The sequence below is a fragment of the Rhizobium changzhiense genome, assembly GCF_013087625.1.
Classification (GTDB): Bacteria; Pseudomonadota; Alphaproteobacteria; order Rhizobiales; family Rhizobiaceae; genus Rhizobium; species Rhizobium sophorae.
Genome location: NZ_JABFCQ010000001.1, coordinates 1,148,365 through 1,165,782, shown reverse-complemented (window position 1 = coordinate 1,165,782; position 17,418 = coordinate 1,148,365). Strand labels below are relative to the sequence as shown.

At 60.5% G+C, this 17,418-nt stretch carries 21 protein-coding genes; 15 read left to right on the top strand and 6 right to left on the bottom strand.

The window, feature by feature from the left end:
- The first annotated feature begins 2 nt into the window (after positions 1 to 2).
- The 9 genes from G9X68_RS05820 (at position 3) to visR (ending at position 7,539) form a co-directional block, all read left to right on the top strand.
- Complete coding sequence (locus G9X68_RS05820) at positions 3 to 470, top strand: chemotaxis protein CheW (RefSeq protein ID WP_088937874.1); 468 nt, start codon at positions 3 to 5, stop codon at positions 468 to 470.
- Complete coding sequence (gene cheR, locus G9X68_RS05815; RefSeq protein ID WP_129417923.1) at positions 467 to 1,375, top strand: protein-glutamate O-methyltransferase CheR; 909 nt, start codon at positions 467 to 469, stop codon at positions 1,373 to 1,375. Before G9X68_RS05820 ends, cheR begins: the two co-directional genes overlap by 4 nt.
- Entirely contained in the window at positions 1,372 to 2,415 is a 1,044-nt protein-coding gene (gene cheB / locus G9X68_RS05810) for a protein-glutamate O-methylesterase CheB (protein WP_168310519.1), read from the top strand. The genes cheR and cheB overlap by 4 nt, the downstream gene beginning before the upstream one ends.
- Positions 2,416 to 2,805, top strand: coding sequence for a response regulator (locus tag G9X68_RS05805; protein WP_003545503.1), 390 nt, complete (start codon positions 2,416 to 2,418; stop codon positions 2,803 to 2,805).
- Positions 2,802 to 3,356, top strand: coding sequence for a chemoreceptor glutamine deamidase CheD (gene cheD, locus G9X68_RS05800; protein WP_003545509.1), 555 nt, complete (start codon positions 2,802 to 2,804; stop codon positions 3,354 to 3,356). Before G9X68_RS05805 ends, cheD begins: the two co-directional genes overlap by 4 nt.
- Before the next feature lie 16 nt (positions 3,357 to 3,372).
- Entirely contained in the window at positions 3,373 to 3,762 is a 390-nt protein-coding gene (gene cheT / locus G9X68_RS05795) for a chemotaxis protein CheT (protein WP_003545510.1), read from the top strand.
- A gap of 207 nt (positions 3,763 to 3,969) precedes the next feature.
- Positions 3,970 to 5,661, top strand: coding sequence for a flagellar basal-body MS-ring/collar protein FliF (gene fliF, locus G9X68_RS05790; protein ID WP_171601613.1), 1,692 nt, complete (start codon positions 3,970 to 3,972; stop codon positions 5,659 to 5,661).
- Positions 5,662 to 6,037: 376 nt separating this feature from the next.
- Entirely contained in the window at positions 6,038 to 6,784 is a 747-nt protein-coding gene (visN, locus tag G9X68_RS05785) for a transcriptional regulator VisN (RefSeq protein ID WP_171601612.1), read from the top strand.
- 8 nt (positions 6,785 to 6,792) lie between these two features.
- Positions 6,793 to 7,539, top strand: coding sequence for a transcriptional regulator VisR (visR, locus tag G9X68_RS05780; protein WP_171601611.1), 747 nt, complete (start codon positions 6,793 to 6,795; stop codon positions 7,537 to 7,539).
- 91 nt (positions 7,540 to 7,630) lie between these two features.
- On the opposite strand, the gene G9X68_RS05775 is transcribed toward visR, so the two are convergent.
- The 6 genes from G9X68_RS05775 to motA form a co-directional block, all read right to left on the bottom strand.
- Positions 7,631 to 8,074 carry a hypothetical protein gene (locus G9X68_RS05775; RefSeq protein WP_171601610.1) on the bottom strand — a complete coding sequence of 148 codons (444 nt, stop codon included), beginning with the start codon at positions 8,072 to 8,074 and terminating at the stop codon, positions 7,631 to 7,633.
- 5 nt (positions 8,075 to 8,079) lie between these two features.
- Complete coding sequence (gene flhB, locus G9X68_RS05770; protein WP_171601609.1) at positions 8,080 to 9,159, bottom strand: flagellar biosynthesis protein FlhB; 1,080 nt, start codon at positions 9,157 to 9,159, stop codon at positions 8,080 to 8,082.
- A gap of 233 nt (positions 9,160 to 9,392) precedes the next feature.
- Positions 9,393 to 10,433, bottom strand: coding sequence for a flagellar motor switch protein FliG (gene fliG, locus G9X68_RS05765; protein ID WP_168314460.1), 1,041 nt, complete (start codon positions 10,431 to 10,433; stop codon positions 9,393 to 9,395).
- A 28-nt stretch (positions 10,434 to 10,461) separates the two neighbouring features.
- Positions 10,462 to 11,049, bottom strand: a complete 588-nt coding sequence (gene fliN, locus G9X68_RS05760; RefSeq protein ID WP_171601608.1) for a flagellar motor switch protein FliN — start codon at positions 11,047 to 11,049, stop codon at positions 10,462 to 10,464.
- A gap of 65 nt (positions 11,050 to 11,114) precedes the next feature.
- Entirely contained in the window at positions 11,115 to 12,062 is a 948-nt protein-coding gene (locus tag G9X68_RS05755) for a FliM/FliN family flagellar motor switch protein (RefSeq protein ID WP_171601607.1), read from the bottom strand.
- Positions 12,063 to 12,935 carry a flagellar motor stator protein MotA gene (gene motA / locus G9X68_RS05750; RefSeq protein ID WP_171601606.1) on the bottom strand — a complete coding sequence of 291 codons (873 nt, stop codon included), beginning with the start codon at positions 12,933 to 12,935 and terminating at the stop codon, positions 12,063 to 12,065.
- A 254-nt stretch (positions 12,936 to 13,189) separates the two neighbouring features.
- On the opposite strand from motA, the gene flgF reads away from it, so the two are divergent.
- From flgF to fliE, 6 genes are all read left to right on the top strand, one after another.
- Positions 13,190 to 13,924 carry a flagellar basal-body rod protein FlgF gene (flgF, locus tag G9X68_RS05745; RefSeq protein WP_171601605.1) on the top strand — a complete coding sequence of 245 codons (735 nt, stop codon included), beginning with the start codon at positions 13,190 to 13,192 and terminating at the stop codon, positions 13,922 to 13,924.
- Positions 13,925 to 14,042: 118 nt separating this feature from the next.
- Positions 14,043 to 15,443, top strand: coding sequence for a flagellar protein export ATPase FliI (fliI, locus tag G9X68_RS05740; protein WP_171601604.1), 1,401 nt, complete (start codon positions 14,043 to 14,045; stop codon positions 15,441 to 15,443).
- A gap of 2 nt (positions 15,444 to 15,445) precedes the next feature.
- Positions 15,446 to 15,988: a flagellar protein gene (locus tag G9X68_RS05735; protein ID WP_171601603.1), complete on the top strand. Its 543-nt coding sequence runs from the start codon at positions 15,446 to 15,448 to the stop codon at positions 15,986 to 15,988.
- A gap of 267 nt (positions 15,989 to 16,255) precedes the next feature.
- The gene (flgB, locus tag G9X68_RS05730; protein ID WP_003545529.1) at positions 16,256 to 16,648 is read left to right on the top strand and encodes a flagellar basal body rod protein FlgB; all 393 of its coding nucleotides are present in this window, start codon (positions 16,256 to 16,258) and stop codon (positions 16,646 to 16,648) included.
- A gap of 4 nt (positions 16,649 to 16,652) precedes the next feature.
- Positions 16,653 to 17,069 carry a flagellar basal body rod protein FlgC gene (gene flgC, locus G9X68_RS05725; protein WP_168310506.1) on the top strand — a complete coding sequence of 139 codons (417 nt, stop codon included), beginning with the start codon at positions 16,653 to 16,655 and terminating at the stop codon, positions 17,067 to 17,069.
- Between the two features lie 2 nt (positions 17,070 to 17,071).
- Complete coding sequence (gene fliE, locus G9X68_RS05720) at positions 17,072 to 17,413, top strand: flagellar hook-basal body complex protein FliE (protein WP_171601602.1); 342 nt, start codon at positions 17,072 to 17,074, stop codon at positions 17,411 to 17,413.
- Positions 17,414 to 17,418: the final 5 nt, after the last annotated feature.

The following is a 17,418-nucleotide window of genomic DNA, read 5'->3' as shown; positions in this document are numbered from 1 at the left end:
GAATGTCGTACGCCGTAAAAAATCTGAACGAGGGGGATCGCGAGCTGATCGCGTTCCGCATCGGGGATCAGGAATTTTGCGTGAACATCATGTCGGTTCGCGAGATCCGCGGCTGGACCCCGGCGACCGCGATGCCGCATTCGCCTGGCTATATGCTGGGTGTCATCAACCTGCGCGGCGCGGTGCTGCCGATCATCGATCTTGCCGCACGGCTTGGCATGAAGCCGGCCGATCCGACTGCCCGTCATGTCATCATCGTCGCCCAGGTCCGGCGCAAGGTCGTCGGCCTGCTGGTCGATGCCGTTTCCGATATCCTGACGGTGACCGACGAAACCATCCAGCCGACGCCCGAAATCTCTTCGGAACTCGAGCGTCAATTTGCCCGCGGCATTCTCGCTATCGAGAAGCGCATGATCTGCCTGATCGAACTCGAATCCCTCTTTCCCGAGACCGAAAGCGAAGCCGCATGAATGTAATGGGCGCAAAAGATCAGAGGCAGGGATCCGACGAGGTCCTGGCAAGCGGAGAATATCCGCTGACGCGCCGCGACCTCACCGAGATCGCCGCGATGATCTATTCGGATGCCGGCATCTTCCTCAATGAGACGAAGGCGTCGCTCGTCTATTCGCGCCTGTCGAAGCATATCCGCAATCTCGGCCTGTCCGGCTTTCGGGAGTATTGCGACCTCGTCGCTTCGCCGGCGGGTGCTGCGCCGCGCCGCGAGATGCTTTCGCATCTGACAACCAATTTTACCCGCTTCTTCCGCGAAAACCACCATTTCGACCATCTGCGCGACCATGTCCTGCCGGAGCTTCTGCAGCGGGCGAGATCGGGCGGCAGGGTGCGCATCTGGTCGGCCGCCTCTTCCGACGGGCAGGAACCCTATTCGATCGCGCTGACGGTGCTGTCGCTGATGCCGAATGTCGCGGATTACGACTTCAAGATCCTGGCGACCGACATCGATCCGAAGATCCTCGCGATCGCCCGGGCCGGCGCCTATGACGAAAATGCGCTCGAAACCGTGTCGCCGGCCATGCGCAAGCAATGGTTCAGCGAAGTCGAGGTGCAGGGCCGCCGGAAGTTCCAGGTCGACGACCGCGTCAAGCGGCTGATCACCTACAACGAGCTGAACCTGATGGCGCAATGGCCGTTCAAGGGCAAGTTCGACGTCATCTTCTGCCGCAATGTCGTCATCTATTTCGACGAGCCGACGCAGATGAAGATCTGGCAGCGTTTCGCCGGCCTGCTGCCGGAAGGCGGCCATCTCTATATCGGCCATTCCGAGCGTGTGTCGGGCGAGGCGAAACACGTCTTCGACAATATCGGCATCACGACCTATCGCTATACGGCCAAAGGTCTCGGGAGGAAGGCATGAGCGCGCCGGCAAGGGTACTCGTTGTTGACGACTCGCCGACGATGCGGGGGTTGATCACCGCCGTGCTGAGTTCCGACCCCGAGGTCAACGTCATCGGCCAGGCCGGCGACGCGCTGGAAGCGCGCGAGGCGATCAAGCGGCTGAACCCCGACGTCCTGACGCTCGACATCGAGATGCCGAACATGAACGGCCTCGATTTCCTCGAAAAGATCATGACGCTGCGCCCGATGCCGGTGATCATGGTATCCACGATGACCCATCGCGGCGCCGAGGCGACGCTCGCGGCGCTGGAGATCGGCGCGTTCGACTGCGTCGGCAAGCCGGCGCCGGGCGAACTCAGGCCGTTTGGCGACCTCGCCGAGAAGGTCAAGGCCGCCGCACGCACGCAACGCCAGTATTCCCAACCCGTCGCCGCCGTCGCGCCACCCCCCTCGGTCGCCGATTTCCGCGTCGGCCGCAAGATCGTCGCGATCGGCTCGTCGACCGGCGGCGTCGAGGCGCTGATTGCCGTGCTGCAGAAATTCCCGGCGAATTGCCCGCCGACGGTCATCACCCAGCATATGCCGCCGACCTTCACCAAGAGCTTCGCCGAACGGCTAAACCGCCTCTGTGCGCCGGTGGTGCAGGAAGCGACAGACGGTGCCCGGCTCGAAATCGGCAAGATCTATCTGGCGCCCGGCGGCGAGCGTCACCTGCAGGTCAGCGGCGCCTCGGCGCCGTGCTGCCGTCTCGTTGATCGGGCGCCGGTCAATGGTCACCGCCCCTCGGTGGACGTGCTGTTCGATTCGGTCGCGGAACTGGCGGGCCGTAATGCCGTCGGCGTGATTTTGACCGGAATGGGCCGCGATGGCGCCGCCGGATTGTTGAAAATGCGCCACGCCGGCGCCAGAACGCTCGGCCAGAACGAAAAAACCTGTGTCGTTTACGGAATGCCAAGGGTTGCTCATGAACTTGGCGCCGTTGAGCAGCAGCTGCCGCTGTCTGCCATCGGTGAAGAAATATTGAAAATGACAGCCGCCCGAAAGGAAGGGACCGAATAAATGTCGCTCGCGGAGAAAATCAAAGTTCTGATCGTCGACGATCAGGTAACGAGCCGGTTGCTGCTCAGCGATGCGCTGACCCAGCTCGGTTTCAAGCAGATCACGTCGGCTGGTGACGGTGAGCAGGGCATGAAGATCATGGCCGAGCAGCCGCACCACCTGGTGATCTCGGATTTCAACATGCCGAAGATGGATGGCATCGGCTTCCTTCAGGCGGTTCGCACCAACCCCAACACCAAGAAAGCGGCCTTCATCATCCTGACCGCCCAGGGCGACCGCGCACTGGTGCAGAAGGCGGCCCAGCTCGGCGCCAACAACGTGCTCGCCAAGCCGTTCACGATCGAGAAGATGAAGGCGGCCATCGAAGCCGTGTTTGGAGCCCTGAAATGATCACTGAGGGGGCAGCCCGCCGCGTGCACATCATTCAGGGCGAGTACAAGGTTCTGAACGATCCGAATGCGGTCCTCTCGACCATTCTCGGTTCGTGCGTGGCTGCGTGCCTCAGAGATCCTGTCGCCGGTGTCGGCGGCATGAACCACTTTCTGCTGCCCGGTTCGGCGACGTCGCCGACATCAGGCGGCGATGCCACGCGGTACGGCGTGCATTTGATGGAACTGCTGATCAACGGTCTCCTGAAGCAGGGCGCCCGGCGCGACCGGCTGGAGGCAAAGATCTTCGGCGGCGCGAAGACGATCTCGACATTCTCCAATGTCGGTGAGCAGAACGCGGCCTTCGCCGTGCAGTTCCTGAGGGATGAAGGCATTCCGGTGGTCGGTTCCTCGACCGGCGGAGAGCATGGACGCAAGCTTGAATATTGGCCGGTCTCCGGTCGTGCCCGGCAATACCCCCTGACCGGCGCCGAAACGCAGAGAACCGTCGCTCTCGAGCAGCGCCCCGCCGCTCCGCAGAAACCCGTCGAAACCAGTATCGAATTTTTTTGATGGCGAGGATTTTCATATGACATTTACCCAGATGATGGAGCCGCCTGCGCCAGTCGAAGCGCTGAGCGACATCCTGATGCGCATCGTGTCCGAACTGCACGATGTCGCCTACCTCATCGAGCGCATCGAGCCGCAGCTTCTCGAAATCGGCGGCGCCGAAATCCTGAACTCGCCGGATGCCATGAAGGTCATGCAGGGCATCGATCTGGCCGTGCAGAAATCGCGTGGTCTTGCCGAATTCATCGACACCATCACCGGCGAAATCCCGCACGGCTGGGCAGTCGACGTTGCAACCGCGCTCAGCCTCGTCAAGCTGGCAGAGATGCAGAAGGCATTGGGCGGCGCCACACGCCACGGCCATTCCCAGCCATTGAGCAAGGCAGCCGGCGACTTCGATTTCTTCTAGAACGTCTCCGTTTCTCCGAGTCACGGAAACGCTCTCTCCTTGTTCTTGCGCAATTCCGGACGTAAACCGCTGCGCACTTTTGCTGGAATTACCTTAGGCCTTTTCGCTCCCGCACGCTCTCACGAAACGCTCGCACAAGTTTCGCCGACTATTCGTCTGATGAGGCAATAAGCCTGCTTTGTCTTTGACGGATCGTGCGAGAACAGAATGAATCTGTTAAATCAATTAGTTCAGATCTTTAAGAACTTCGGTTCCCTGGGCCGAACACGCCTGATGATTCTCGGAGGCGTCGGTGCCGTTTCCATTGCAATCGTCCTTGCGGCCGCCCTTTTCGTCAACAAGCCGGCACAGGAAACGCTCTATGTCGGTCTGGACTCGCCAGATCTCAACCAGATCAGCATGGCGCTTGCCGAAGCCAACATCAATTTCCAGGTCGGCACGGATGGCTCCAGCATCAGCGTTCCCGCGGGGATGACGGGCAAAGCCCGCCTGATGCTTGCCGAGCGCGGCCTGCCGAACAGCGCCAATGCCGGTTACGAACTCTTCGACAATGTCGGCTCCCTCGGCCTGACCTCCTTCATGCAGGAGGTGACGCGAGTTCGAGCGCTTGAAGGCGAAATCGCCCGCACCATCCAGTCGATCTCGGGTATAACAGCCGCGCGCGTCCATATCGTCATGCCGGAGGTTGGAAACTTCCGGAAGGCGGAGCAGAAACCGACCGCCTCCGTCATGATTCGCGCAAGCGCCACCACCGGGCGCAGCGCGGCGACCTCGATCCGCCACCTCGTCGCCTCGGCCGTGCCGGGGCTCGACGTCGATGACGTGACGATCCTCGATTCCGCCGGCCAGCTGCTCGCTTCCGGCGACGAGGCGAGCAACAGCTCGCTGAACCGCTCGCTCAACATCGTCCAGAACGTTCAGCAGGAAGTCGAATCCAACATCGACAAGGCGCTGGCGCCCTTCCTCGGCATGGACAACTTCCGCTCGAGCGTCACCGCCGATCTCAACACCGACGCCCAGCAGATCCAGGAAACGACCTACGATCCAGAATCCAAGGTCGAACGCTCGGTCCGCTCGACGAAGGAAGCCCAGCAGTCGCAGCAGAAGACGTCCGATAGCGCGACGACGGTCGAGCAGAACATCCCGCAGGCGGCTCCCGAGGCCGGCGGTTCCGCCGGGCCGGAATCGCAGGACAAGTCCGACAAGCGCGAAGAACAGACCAACTACGAAATAAACAGCAAGACGACGGCGACGACCCGCAACAGCTACAAGGTCGAAAAGCTTTCGATCGCCGTGGTGGTCAACAAGGGCCGCATCGCCAAGATGGTCGGTGAGCCCGCCGACCAGACCAAGGTCGACGCCTATCTTGCCGAAATGCAAAAGATCGTCGCTTCGGCGGCCGGCATCGACGCCAAGCGCGGCGACGTCGTCACCGTCACCGCCATGGACTTCCTCGAGAACCAGCTGCTCGAAGACGCCACCGGTGGCGTCCGCGTCATGGACATGCTGAGCCGCAACCTTGCCGGCATCATCAACTCGCTCGCCTTTGTCGCGGTCGCCTTCGTGGTGGTCTGGATGGGCCTGCGGCCTCTGGTGCGCAGCGTCAGCGGCAACGGCAGCTCCCCGGCTTTCGGCGACGCGACGCCGGAAGCGGCCGGCCTCGAGCTGCCGGACTTCGCGCCTGCATCGGGCGCACCCGGCGGCGCTCTCATGGACGGCTTCGGGTCCGACTTCGGCTTCGACAGTACCGAGGATCTGCTCAGCCTCGGCGACGACGATGGAAACTTCAATCGTCGCGTCAAGGAAGGCCCGGAACGCAAGCTTTCCCGTATGGTCGAAATCAACGAGGAACGCGCCGCGAAAATCCTCAGGAAATGGGCGATCGACGACGCAGCGTAAAAGAAAGGCCGGGCAACCGGCCTTTTTTTCATATCGGTACCGAATTCGATTACTAACCGCTGTCCCGAAAAGCCGTGACTGAAATGCGGCTTTAGGGTGATGTGATGAGATGGACTCGCGTAAAACGCGAAGGACGTTGCGATACCGCAAGAATCATCTTAGCCTCCCTATATCTTGAAGGCTGGAACGAGCGGTCGAATCAGTGCATTGGCGACAGCGAAAGTAAATCCCTAGAAGTCGGAGATGGTGATTTGCATCGGCTGGCTTACCCTTAGGTGATTCGAAATGGGATTCGAGCGGGACTTGACCTGAATCCTTTACAGAAAAATTGCTGTTGCACCGAGTTCGATCGTTTCTCAGCCGCAGGACATTGCCAATGGATATGAATGTAATTCAGGCGAGCAAAGGCGAGAGGCATATGGCGAATTTCGCGAGTGCGGTGGTGCCGGATCTGTTGCCGCGCGATGAGCTGCTCCAGCGCCTCCACGGTGTCGCCAGCACCGGCAGGTTGCAGTCTGGTCTGCGCGCACTGACGGACTACGTGGGTGCTTCGCACTACCTTCTGGCGCGCTGTGATCTCATCCAGGAAAGTGGCCTCGATTTCATCGTTTCGTCGGACTGGCCTTTCGATCTGGTCAGGGACATCGCCAATGATCTGGTCCGCGGCTATTCCCGGTCGACGGAGCTGGAAAAATGCATGCAGGTCTTCCAGCCGAATTTTGCTCTTCTGCCTGACAGTGCCGAGATTCCGGATGGTGCCAGCCGCCAATATTGTTCGGTGACCTTCAATGTCGGCCGGTCGCGGCTGGCCTTGATGTTCCTGTTCGGCGAGGGGTTCATCCTTTCGCCGGAGCGCCTGCGGGATGTCGGTCTGCTTGCAGGTTATGTCGCGAGCTTCCTGCGCTGCGGCGGTACGAAGGTCGATCGCGATTTCGAATTGACCGACCGCGAGCTGGAATGCCTGTTCTGGATCGCCGAAGGCAAGACCAGCGACGAGATCGCGATGATCCTCGGAATCTCCCGTAATACCATCAACAACTACATCACCAGCGTGATGCGCAAGACGGCGACCAAGACCAGGTCCGAGGCCATTGCCTTCGCCGTCCGCAATAATCTCGTATAGGGGGATCCATGGGCTATCCAGCAGGCAGGACGATGAGCAGCGCCGAGCAGCTGCGCATGGTGCGTGTGAACAGGATTTCCAGCCGGTCCGATCTTTTCCCGCGGCTGATCGCGATGCAGAAGCTGGCCGACGCGCAAGGCTTCGCGATCTTCCGCGTCAACGGCTCGGGCCTTCCGGCAAAGCAGAGGCTTGTCTGCGAACTCGAAAACTGGGGCTCTTCCAATGCCGGTTTCGGCAAGGCCGTCACGGATGCCTACGGCGATATTCTTCTCGATCATATCGACAAGTCGCTGCTGCCGCTCTCATGGGCCGGCGGTTACGACCGTGCGGCACCCGGTCCGGCAGACTTCTCGCCGTTCATGACGCGACTGCAGGACGGTATTCTGCCTTTTTCCGGCCTTGCCTTTCCGGTGCGGCTCGGCGCCGTCGGCAACGGTTTCATCCTTTTCACCGGCGATGAGATCGATCCCTCGAGCGATACCATCGTCGAGCTGCACGGTCGCTGCTGCCATATCATGATGGATCTGCTCTCGCTCGACGAACGCCGCACGGCTGCCGCCGAGGCGCTCAGCGAACGCGAGATCGCCTGTCTGCAGCTTGCCGGCGACGGACGCATCAGCGAAGAGATTGCCGACAAGCTCGGCCTGTCCGTGCACACCGTGAACGCCTATCTCGGCTCGGCGACCATCAAGCTCGATTCCGTCAATCGCATCCAGGCGATCGCCAAGGCGATCCGGCTCGGTTATATCAGCTGAACCCCCGCAGTGCTTTACAGCGTCGCGCATCCTTTAAGACACGCAAAGGGTGCTGTAAGCCGAATAAAAGCTCGAATGTCTTGAAAGAAAGTCAGCCGGCCAGCGCCTGCGGCGGCTGGTTGACGCTGTAACGCGCTTGCCGAAGGCTCTTTTCGAGGAAAATGGTGTTCTCGTCGGGATCGGCCGAGGGTTCCTGAAAAGCGATGTGGCTGATCTCGATGCCGGCATGATCTTCGGCAAGGGTGAGTTGTGCGTAGACGGTGACGCCGCGCGGCTTGATTTCCAGATCGAGAACGACTTCGGGCTTGCCGCCCCACTCCAGGGTATAATTGCCGCCCAGGCCGAAATTCACCGTGCCCGGATGAAAGAAAAGCTCCGCCGCCGAAGCGACGAGATCGGAAAGGTTGCCGTAATACTCGAAGCGCAGCAGTGAAATAAGGTCAGAAGCATCCAGAAGGCGCAGTTCAGTGGCGACCGGGCTGATCGCGTCTGCGAGGATCTTTTCACGCTGGGTAGAGTGGGGGCATTTTTTCATTCGGCTTATCTTACCCGTTTGTTCTTGGCGTCCGCAGCGTAGACCCGGTGGATGAGCTCCGCTACCGCCTTATAGAAGACTGACGGGATGACACTATCGATCGAGACTTGCGCAAACATGGAGCGCGCAAGTGGCGGATCTTCGAACACCGGTATGCCGTTCTTTTCGGCGATTTCCCTGATTTTGAGCGCAATCAGGTCCTGACCCTTGGCCAGCACTACCGGCGCGTCGTTCTCTTCGCGCACGTAACGCAGCGCCACCGCATAATGCGTCGGGTTTGCGATCACCAGCGTCGCGCGGTCCACGTTGGCGATCATGCGCCGGCGCGCCCTGTCGCGCATCAGCGAGCGCTGTCGGCTCTTGACGAAGGGGTCGCCCTGCGCCTGCTTGTTTTCTTCCTTGACCTCGTGCCGGGTCATCTTCAGCTCGGTGAACCAGTGATGGCGCGTCCAGAAAAGATCGGCAATGGCGACGATCGCCGTGGCGATCAGCATGACGATGATGATCTTGCGCATCGCCGCCATCATTCGCACCAGAATCGTCTGCGGATCGGAGAACATCGCGTCGATCGAGCCGAAATATTCGCTCCTGAGCACGAAGAACAGGATCACCCCGACGACGACCACCTTGAACAGCGATTTTCCGAATTCGACCAGGCCGGGCAGGCTGAAGAGCCGTGACCAGCCTTTGATCGGCGAGATACGCGACGTCTGCGGGCGGATGCGCTCAAGCACCAGTGTCGGCAGATTCTGGAAGACGGAGGAGGCGACGCCGAACACCATGAACAAGATGAAGGCGGGCGCCAGCAGCGCGGCACTTGCCCAGCCGATCCGGACGAACAGCGCCAGGACATCTGGTCCCGTCTCGATCTTCCACTGGTCGGGCTGTTCGAAGATGTCGCGCAGCATTTCAGTCATGCGTCCGACGCTGTCGGGAAGGAAGAATACGAGGTAAATGAAGGTCGCAAGGATGGTCGCAAAGATCGAAAGTTCGCGCGAAGACGGTACGTTGCCCTTTTCCGCGGCATCGCTTTGCTTTTTCGCGGTTGGGGCTTCTGTTTTGCTGTCCTTGTCATCGTCTGCCAAGTCGCGGCCCTCCGTCAAAGAAATAGGCCGCGGCCAATGCATGTCGCCCAAAAACGTGCAGCGCTTTTGGGATGACGACATGCATCAGAACAAAGACTTAAAGCGCGTCGCAAGAACCGAGTTCTATGCGACACGCTTTAGCGCGCGGTCCGTTGCTGGAAGGGTAGTCGCCTGTGGCACGGCGATCAACAGCCACCGTTCGGCATGCCGGCTTTGTCAACAGTCTCGACGTGTTAGGCGGCCGCCGAAGCGTCGCCTTCCTTTTCCTTGAGCTCGATCTGGCCGGAATTGGCCAGGCGAATCGCTTCCTGCGCCACGGCGCGGCGGGCAATGGCGATCTCGCGCGGATTGACGCCGCCCATGCCGCTCTGCAGATCCGATTCGATCATGCGGCGCTGGCGTGGGCTGATGGCGGAGAGAACCGATTCGCGGATCTCGGGGGGCGACCCGCGCAGCGCGACGGTGAGTACGTCCGCCGAGATGTCGTTGAGCAGCATGACGCGGCTGCGCTGCGGCATGTACATGAGGTCCTCGAACAGGAAGATCTTTGGGCGAACCTTGTTGACCGACTCGCGGCTGATCGATTCGAGCGAGGTGAGCAGCGTGTCGACCTGCGGCTTGTCGAGTTCGTTCATCAGATCGGCGACCTTCGTCGAGCCGGCCGCATTGCGCTCTGCCTCGACCTCGGCAAGCAGCGTCATGACCTGGTTCTCGATGATCTGCGCAGCCTTCGGGCTGACCGCCTTCATGTTGACCGTTCTGTTCATGATGTCGGCGCGGCGGTTGTCGGGAAGCTGCAGCAGCACCTTGGCGCCGAAGGCGGAGGGCATCATCGAAAGAATATAGGCGACGGTCTGCGGATGCTCGCGCAGCAGGAACTGTGCGACGAACGCCGGCTCCGCCTCGCTGAGGCGATCCCAGATCGAGGTTTCGTAGGCCTGGAATGCAGTGCGGCGGCCGAGCAGGCTGTCGACTTCGTCGGGCGTCAGGCCTTCTTCAAGAATGGCCTCGATCGCCTTGGCGTTGTCCATCAGTCCGGCGCCCTCGGTGAAGAGGTCTTCGAACTCGGAGACGAGCAACAGGAGCTCGTCCGGCGGAATAGCACGCAGCGACTGGGCGGATGAGATAATGGTCTGCAGTTCGGCCTGAGTGAAATACTTCAACAGCCGGCCGGCGACGCCCTTTCCCATAGCGAGAAGAACAGCCGCCGCCTTTTCAGCCTGGGTCAACGGTTTCCCGGCTAGTGCGCCGCCGAAATCGTCAAAGTCCATCATGGTCTAACCTCTCCGTCCCACACAGGGATCAGGCTTTTTTCGTACTCAAAACTTCAATCAGTTTCACACCGAATCGCGTGTCGTCGTTATCAAGCACCGTAATTTCGCCACGTGCAATCCTGCGGCCGTTCACCATAATCTCGACCGGTTCACCAATTTTCTTGTCGAGGGCGATCGTCGCCCCTTCATTGAGGTTCATCAGGCCGGAGACCTGCATGCGGCTGGTGCCGAGCATGATTTGGACGTCGATCGGGATGTCCATGATCAGGTCGAAGTTGGAATTCAAAGCGCTGCCGAGCGGAGCCGGCGACGCCTCGAAGGAGGGGCTGCTGCCGAAATCCATGCCGGCAGTCGGGCTGGCATTGCTGCCGCCGAAATCACCGCCGAAATCGTCGCCGCCGAAAGGACTTTCCGAAGCCTCGCCGCCGAAGGCAGCCAGGTCCGTTCCTGCTGCGAAGGCGTCGGTCTGCAGGTCGTCGCCAAACTGCGGCAGGTCGCCATCGGCATCCTGCTTCAGCACGCCGCGCAGATCGTCGATCGCCTGATCGAGATCGGCTTCGCTGCCCGGAAGATCCAGGGAGAGGTCGCTGTTCTGCTGTGTTTTCTTCGTAGCCATGAAATCACTATTCCAGTTGAAACTTGCCTCAAACTGCCTTTGCAGCCCAAAAGCCAGAGAACCGATTAATTCATTAAATGACGGATGAGTTCGTCATCCGAGTTCATCGTATCCTTGACGCGGACCATGTAGTTTTCGCCTGAACGCCCGAACTCGCACACATACAATTCCTTGCTGTTGGCGCTGACCTCGACACGCACCTCGCCGTGGTCGCGGAACGGAATGACGTCGCCGACCATCAGCTTCGATATCGTGCGCAGCGTCAGGTCCTGCAACCTGATCTTCGCCTCGAGCGTGACATGCGAGCGGCGGACCTGGTCGCCGAGCTGTTCGGTCCATTCCGCTGAGCTGCTGGCCTGACGTTTCGGCTTCGGCGGCGTCACCTTGGTCTTGAGCAGCGCCGTCTGCGGAACGATCAACGAAAATTCCGAAACGATGCCGGCAAGCGTGATCGACATGTTGATGGCGGCCGCGAATTCATCCGGACGATCCTCCGGCGGCCGGGCGCGCATGTCATGGGCGTACGGGGCCGAAAGGCTCGGCTCGAAACCGCCAGGCGCGTTGACGGCCGAGCGTAGCACCTTGGCGATCTTGTCGAACACCATGACCGCCAGATCGAGCTCGATGATCGACAGCAGCCGGTCGGCCGGTTCCTCGATCGTATCGGCTGTGGCGCCGAGCAGATGCTCCATCAGTGTGATGACGAAGCCGTTGCCGCAGGCAAGCGTAATGTTCTGCGACCAGTTGCGCAGCGTCGCGTCGACGAGTGTGACGTTCGCGCTCAGGTCTTCGATCAGGTGGTTCCTGTAACCGATCTCGCAGCCGAGATAGTTGACCGTCACGTCGAGGCCGGTCTCGCTTTTGATGACGTCGGGAAAGAATTCGCTGTAGATTTCCCCGAAGGAGCTGCAGATCTTGGCGACCCTGCCTCTGTCTCCAAGCCCGCCTGTCAGCTTGGCGAGGAGGGCAGGATCCATTGCCGGTTTGTCGTGCGAAGCATTGCTCATAGTCATTTAAGCCGCCTTGTTTTCGCCACCTGGGTTCATCATTTCCTGCTCGACCGCATCGATGGACGGACGCTCGTAAGCCGAGATCGTCTTGCGGCCGTATTCGAGAGCGACCTGCGGCACCGAACCGTTCATGTAGGCAAGCAGCGTCTGCTTGACGATGACGTAAAGGCGGTGCTGCTTGTTGCGCACGATCTTGATCTGGGAGACCAGCGGCGAGCAGAGGCAGTAGGACAAGAGAATGCCGAGGAAGGTGCCGACGAGCGCCGAGCCGATCAGGTGACCGAGCACCTCAGGCGATTCGTTGATCGCCGCCATCGCCTTGATGACGCCGAGAACGGCCGCGACGATACCGATCGCCGGGAAGGAATCGCCCATGATCTGGATCGCGTGGTAGGGTTTCATCTTGTCGTGCATGATGGTGTTGAGCTCTTCGTCCATCAGCGCCTCGATCTCGTGGCTGCGGGCATTGCCGATGATGATCAGGCGCACGTAATCGCAGATGAACGCCGTCAGTTCCTTGTTCTTCAGAACGGTCGGAGCCTGCTGGAAGATCGTCGATTCGGCTGGATTGTCGATATGGGCTTCGATTTCGTTGCGCGACTTGGTGCGCAGGTCGCGCATCAGCGAATAGAGCACGCCGAGCGTATCGAGATAATTGCGTTCCTTCGGCACCGCGTGCTTGAAGGCTTCGGCGAGGGCCTTGCCGGAATCCTTCACCACCTTCATCGGATTCGCCATGATGAAGCTGCCGATACCGGCGCCGCCGATGATGAGGAATTCGAAGGGCTGGAACAGAGCGTCCACGTGGCCGCCCATCGCCATGAAGCCGCCGATGACACAGCCGCAAGTCACTATAAATCCGATAATGATGTTCATCGTCAGCCCAATCTGAACGTTGCTTTTCTTTGAGACCGATAGGGTTTCTGCCTTGCGTGAGGCTGATGAAAGGGCCGGTCGCGAGGCATTTCCGCGTGCCAGCTTCGCGCAAGCATCTGCCGTCAGTCTAAGGGGGACGAATGGGTGTCAGCACCCGTTTCTGAGATGCCGCCTCAGCGAAATCCCGGCCGAACCACATGAGACGACACCCGGCTTTTCGTTCCGTTCATCGCCAATGCTTGGAGCTTACCGACATGCAATCCGGTCTTTATGTTTCTCTGTCGTCGCAGATGGCCCTCGAAAAGCGTCTGACCACCATCGCAGACAACATGGCGAACGTGAACACGACCGGTTTTCGCGCCACCGAAGTGAAGTTCGACGAGATGGTGGCGGCCACCAAGAACAAACTGAACACCAAGGTCGCCTTCGTTTCCCAGGGCAACGACTACCTGAACGAGGGAAGTGGCGAGTTGCAGCACACCGGCAACATGCTTGATTTCGCCGTCAAGGGTGATGCCTGGTTTGGGCTCGACACGCCGGCCGGCCGGGTCCTGACGAGGGACGGCCGCTTTACGATCAAGGATACCGGCGAACTCGTCTCGATCCGCGGATACCCGGTTCTTGACGCCGGCGGCGCGCCGATCCAGCTCAACACGACAGGCGGTGAGCCGGCCGTCGGCACAGACGGCATCATCTATCAGGGCGGCCGCCAGATCGGTTCGCTCGGCCTGTTCGAGGCCGATATCAGCAAGGGTTACCTGCGCTACGAAAACAGCGGCATCATGACCACCGACCAGCCGCGCGCCGTCGTCGACCGCTTCAATGTCGGTGTCGAGCAGGGTTATCTCGAAAACTCCAACGTCAACGCCATGCGCGAGATCACCCAGCTGATCGAAGTCAACCGGGCCTTCGAAAGCGTCTCGTCGCTGATGCGCGACAGCGAGGATTCCTTCAAGGAAGCCGTTCAGACGCTTGGCGGCAGCCGCTAATGCATGTCGCCCAAAGTGTCCGGCGGTTTTGGGAGAACGACATGCACATGAACAAGGATCTAAAATACGTCGCATGCAGCAAGCTGCACACAACGTATTTTAGGGTGGGATTTGAAGCATGAGCACCACGCTACTATCAGTGGACGGTCTTTCTCCGAAGCTGGCGCATCTGGCGGGCCTCGTCGACCAATACGCATCGCCGGAGTTCGCGGTCGCCCACGGCGGTCGCGTGCAGACCATCGCTGCCGGCCACTACACGGTTCACGGTCTCTCTCGCCATGTTCGTCTCGGCGAATTCGTGGCCCATAAATCGGCGACCGGTATTCATCTCGGCGAAGTCGTGCGCGTCGAGCCGGAACTGATCTATGTCTGCCCGATCGAACCCGGCGAGCCGATCGGCATCCACGATACCGTCATCCGCAAGGGCGCCTTTCGCATTTCACCGACGGACAGCTGGTGCGGGCGCACCGTCAACTCGCTCTGCGAGCCGATCGACGGGCTGGGGCCGATCACCGAAGGCCTCGATCGCCGCTCGATCTCCAATACCGCGCCGCCCTCGATGACCCGCAAGCGTGTCGAGACCGGCTTCAAGACCGGCGTGCGCGCGATCGACATCTTTTCGCCGCTCTGCCTCGGCCAGCGCCTCGGCATCTTCGCCGGTTCCGGGGTCGGCAAGTCGACGCTTTTGTCCATGCTCGCCCGCGCCGATGCCTTCGACAAGGTTGTCATTGCGCTCGTCGGCGAACGCGGCCGCGAGGTGCGCGAATTCATCGAGGATACGCTCGGCAGCAATATGAAGAAGGCGATCGCCGTCGTCGCCACCAGCGACGAGAGCCCGATGCTGCGCAAGATGGCGCCGCTGACGGCGGTCACCATCGCCGAGCATTTCCGCGACAAGGGCGAGAACGTCCTCTTCATCGTCGATAGCGTCACGCGTTTCGCCCATGCGATCCGCGAGGTGGCGACCGCCTCCGGCGAGCCGCCGATCGCGCGCGGTTATCCCGCCTCGGTCTTCACCGAGCTGCCGCGCCTCTTGGAACGCGCCGGTCCCGGTCCCGAGGGCGCCGGCACCATCACGGCGATCATCTCGATCCTCGTCGACGGCGACAATCACAATGACCCGATCGCCGATTCGACCCGCGGCATCCTCGACGGTCATATCGTCCTGCAGCGCAGTCTCGCCGAAGAAGGGCGTTATCCCCCGATCGATCCGCTCGCCTCGATCTCGCGTCTTGCCCGCAAGGCCTGGACGCCGGATCAGGAAAAGCTGGTATCGCGGCTGAAGGTGCTGATCCATCGTTTCGAAGAGACGCGCGACCTGCGCATGATCGGCGGTTACCGTCAGGGTGCTGATCCCGATCTCGACATGGCGATCAAGCAGGTGCCGATTATTTACGACGTTCTGAAGCAGTCTCCGGGCGATCGCGACTCGCTCGACGCTTTCGCCGATCTCGCCGGCGCGCTCAAGGCTGCAGCCGGCATGGGCAATCAGGGCGGCCCTATTCAGAGGAGAGGCTAGACGTGGCTGATTTCGACGACGAACGTATCGCTTCCCTGAAGCAGCGCAGGAAGACTGCGATCCTGGATCGGTTTCTGACTTTCTCCGGCCTGGCGCTTGCCGGCGCCTCCGCCTTCTTTCCCTGGTACGTCTTCTTCAACGCGGACAAATTCGGCATCAATGTCGCCGCCAGCGAGAATTCGCGTGAACTGCCGGATTGGCCGGCCCGCAACGTCTTCAGTGTCTCGCCGCTTGCCATGGTCAACAAGAACGAGGCGGACAAGAAGGCCCCGCCGATCGATCCGCTGACGACGGCGACGGTCTCCGATCTCGGCAAGGAGCGCGATGGCCGCGCCATACAGGAAGATCAGCCTTTCCCCGGCAGATCTTCCTTCCGCCTGCTGCATGTTTCCAACGGCCGGGCGCTGATCGAGGATCCCTCGGGCATGTACGTGGTGCGCATCGGCTCGATCCTGCCCGACGAAAGCCGCCTTGCGACACTCGAACAGCGCGACGGCAAATGGGTGATCGTCACCTCCAAGGGCGAGATCTACCAGAACAATTGAACCTGTCCGCAAACGCCGAAGGCAACAGGGGGCTCCGCCGCGAACCAGCCGGAGCCCCTTTTTTTAATTCCGGCATTCGTTGGATCGATTCCCACTTAAGGTATGACGCATCAATTCAAATAGTTACAGCGTGCTTGCACGTCCGAAAGACGCGCGGCGCTGTCACAGCGGCGGCGTTCGCCGAAAACCGCCTCGAAGCCTGAATTCCCGTAAGTCCCACGCAAGATTACCGCACTAGGTTCGGGACAGTAAAAACGGAGAGTTCTCATGCAACCGATCCAACTTTTCGACTTGGCTTCGCGGCAGGCGGAATGGCTGACGATCCGTCAGCAGGTTGTTGCCGGCAACATCGCGAATGCCAATACCCCGAAGTTCCGCGCCAAGGACGTTACGCCCTTTGATGCGGTGCTCGACAATTCCAATATCAACATGGCGCGCACCAATCCGGCGCATCTCAGCGGCAACGATTTCAGCGACAGCGGCGATATCGACGTCAAGGACGCCGCGCTCGACCAGGAGATCGGCGTCCAGGAATCCGGCAATACAGTCGGGTTGGCCGAGGAGCTCTCCAAGTCGGGCGATATCAAGCGCCAGTACGATCTGAACACCTCGCTGGTCAGTTCCTTCAACCGCATGATGTTGATGACCGTCAGGAGGTAAAGTCATGGATCCGCTTTCAGCAGCAATGAAAATCGCCGGTTCCGGGCTCGAGGCGCAGTCGACGCGCCTGCGCATCGTTTCGGAAAACATTGCCAATGCCCGCTCGACCGGCGACACGCCCGGTGCCGACCCCTACCGCCGCAAGACGATCACCTTCGGCCAGCAGATGGATCGCACCAACGGCGTCGAGACTGTCAACGTCAAGAAGGTCGGCGTCGACGAAGGCGACTTCAGCACTGAATTCGACCCCAGCAATCCGGCTGCGGACCAGAAGGGCGTCGTCAAACTGCCGAACGTCAATATCCTGGTCGAGATGGCCGACATGCGCGAAGCCAACCGCTCGTATGACGCCAATCTGCAGACCATCAAACAGACCCGCGATCTCATCTCCTCCACGATCGACCTCCTGAAGAGCCAATAATAATGATCAGCAGCGTCCAGAATGTCAGCAACCTTTCGATGACCCGCGCGCTCGGCGCCGTCGACACCGAAAATTCCGCCTCGTCGTCTGCCGCCACTATGCCGGGCGCCGCAGGTGCGGCCAGTGGCATGAGCTTCGCCTCCGTCATGGGCAACATGGCGAGCGACGCGGTCAACAGCCTGAAGGGTGCGGAAAGCATGTCCTTTGCCGGTATCAAGGGCACGGCGTCGACGCGCGAAGTCGTCGATTCCATGCTCCAGGCCGAGCAGACGCTGCAGACCGCGATTGCCATCCGCGACAAGGTCGTCTCGGCCTTTCTCGAAGTCACCAAGATGCAGATGTAACTGAT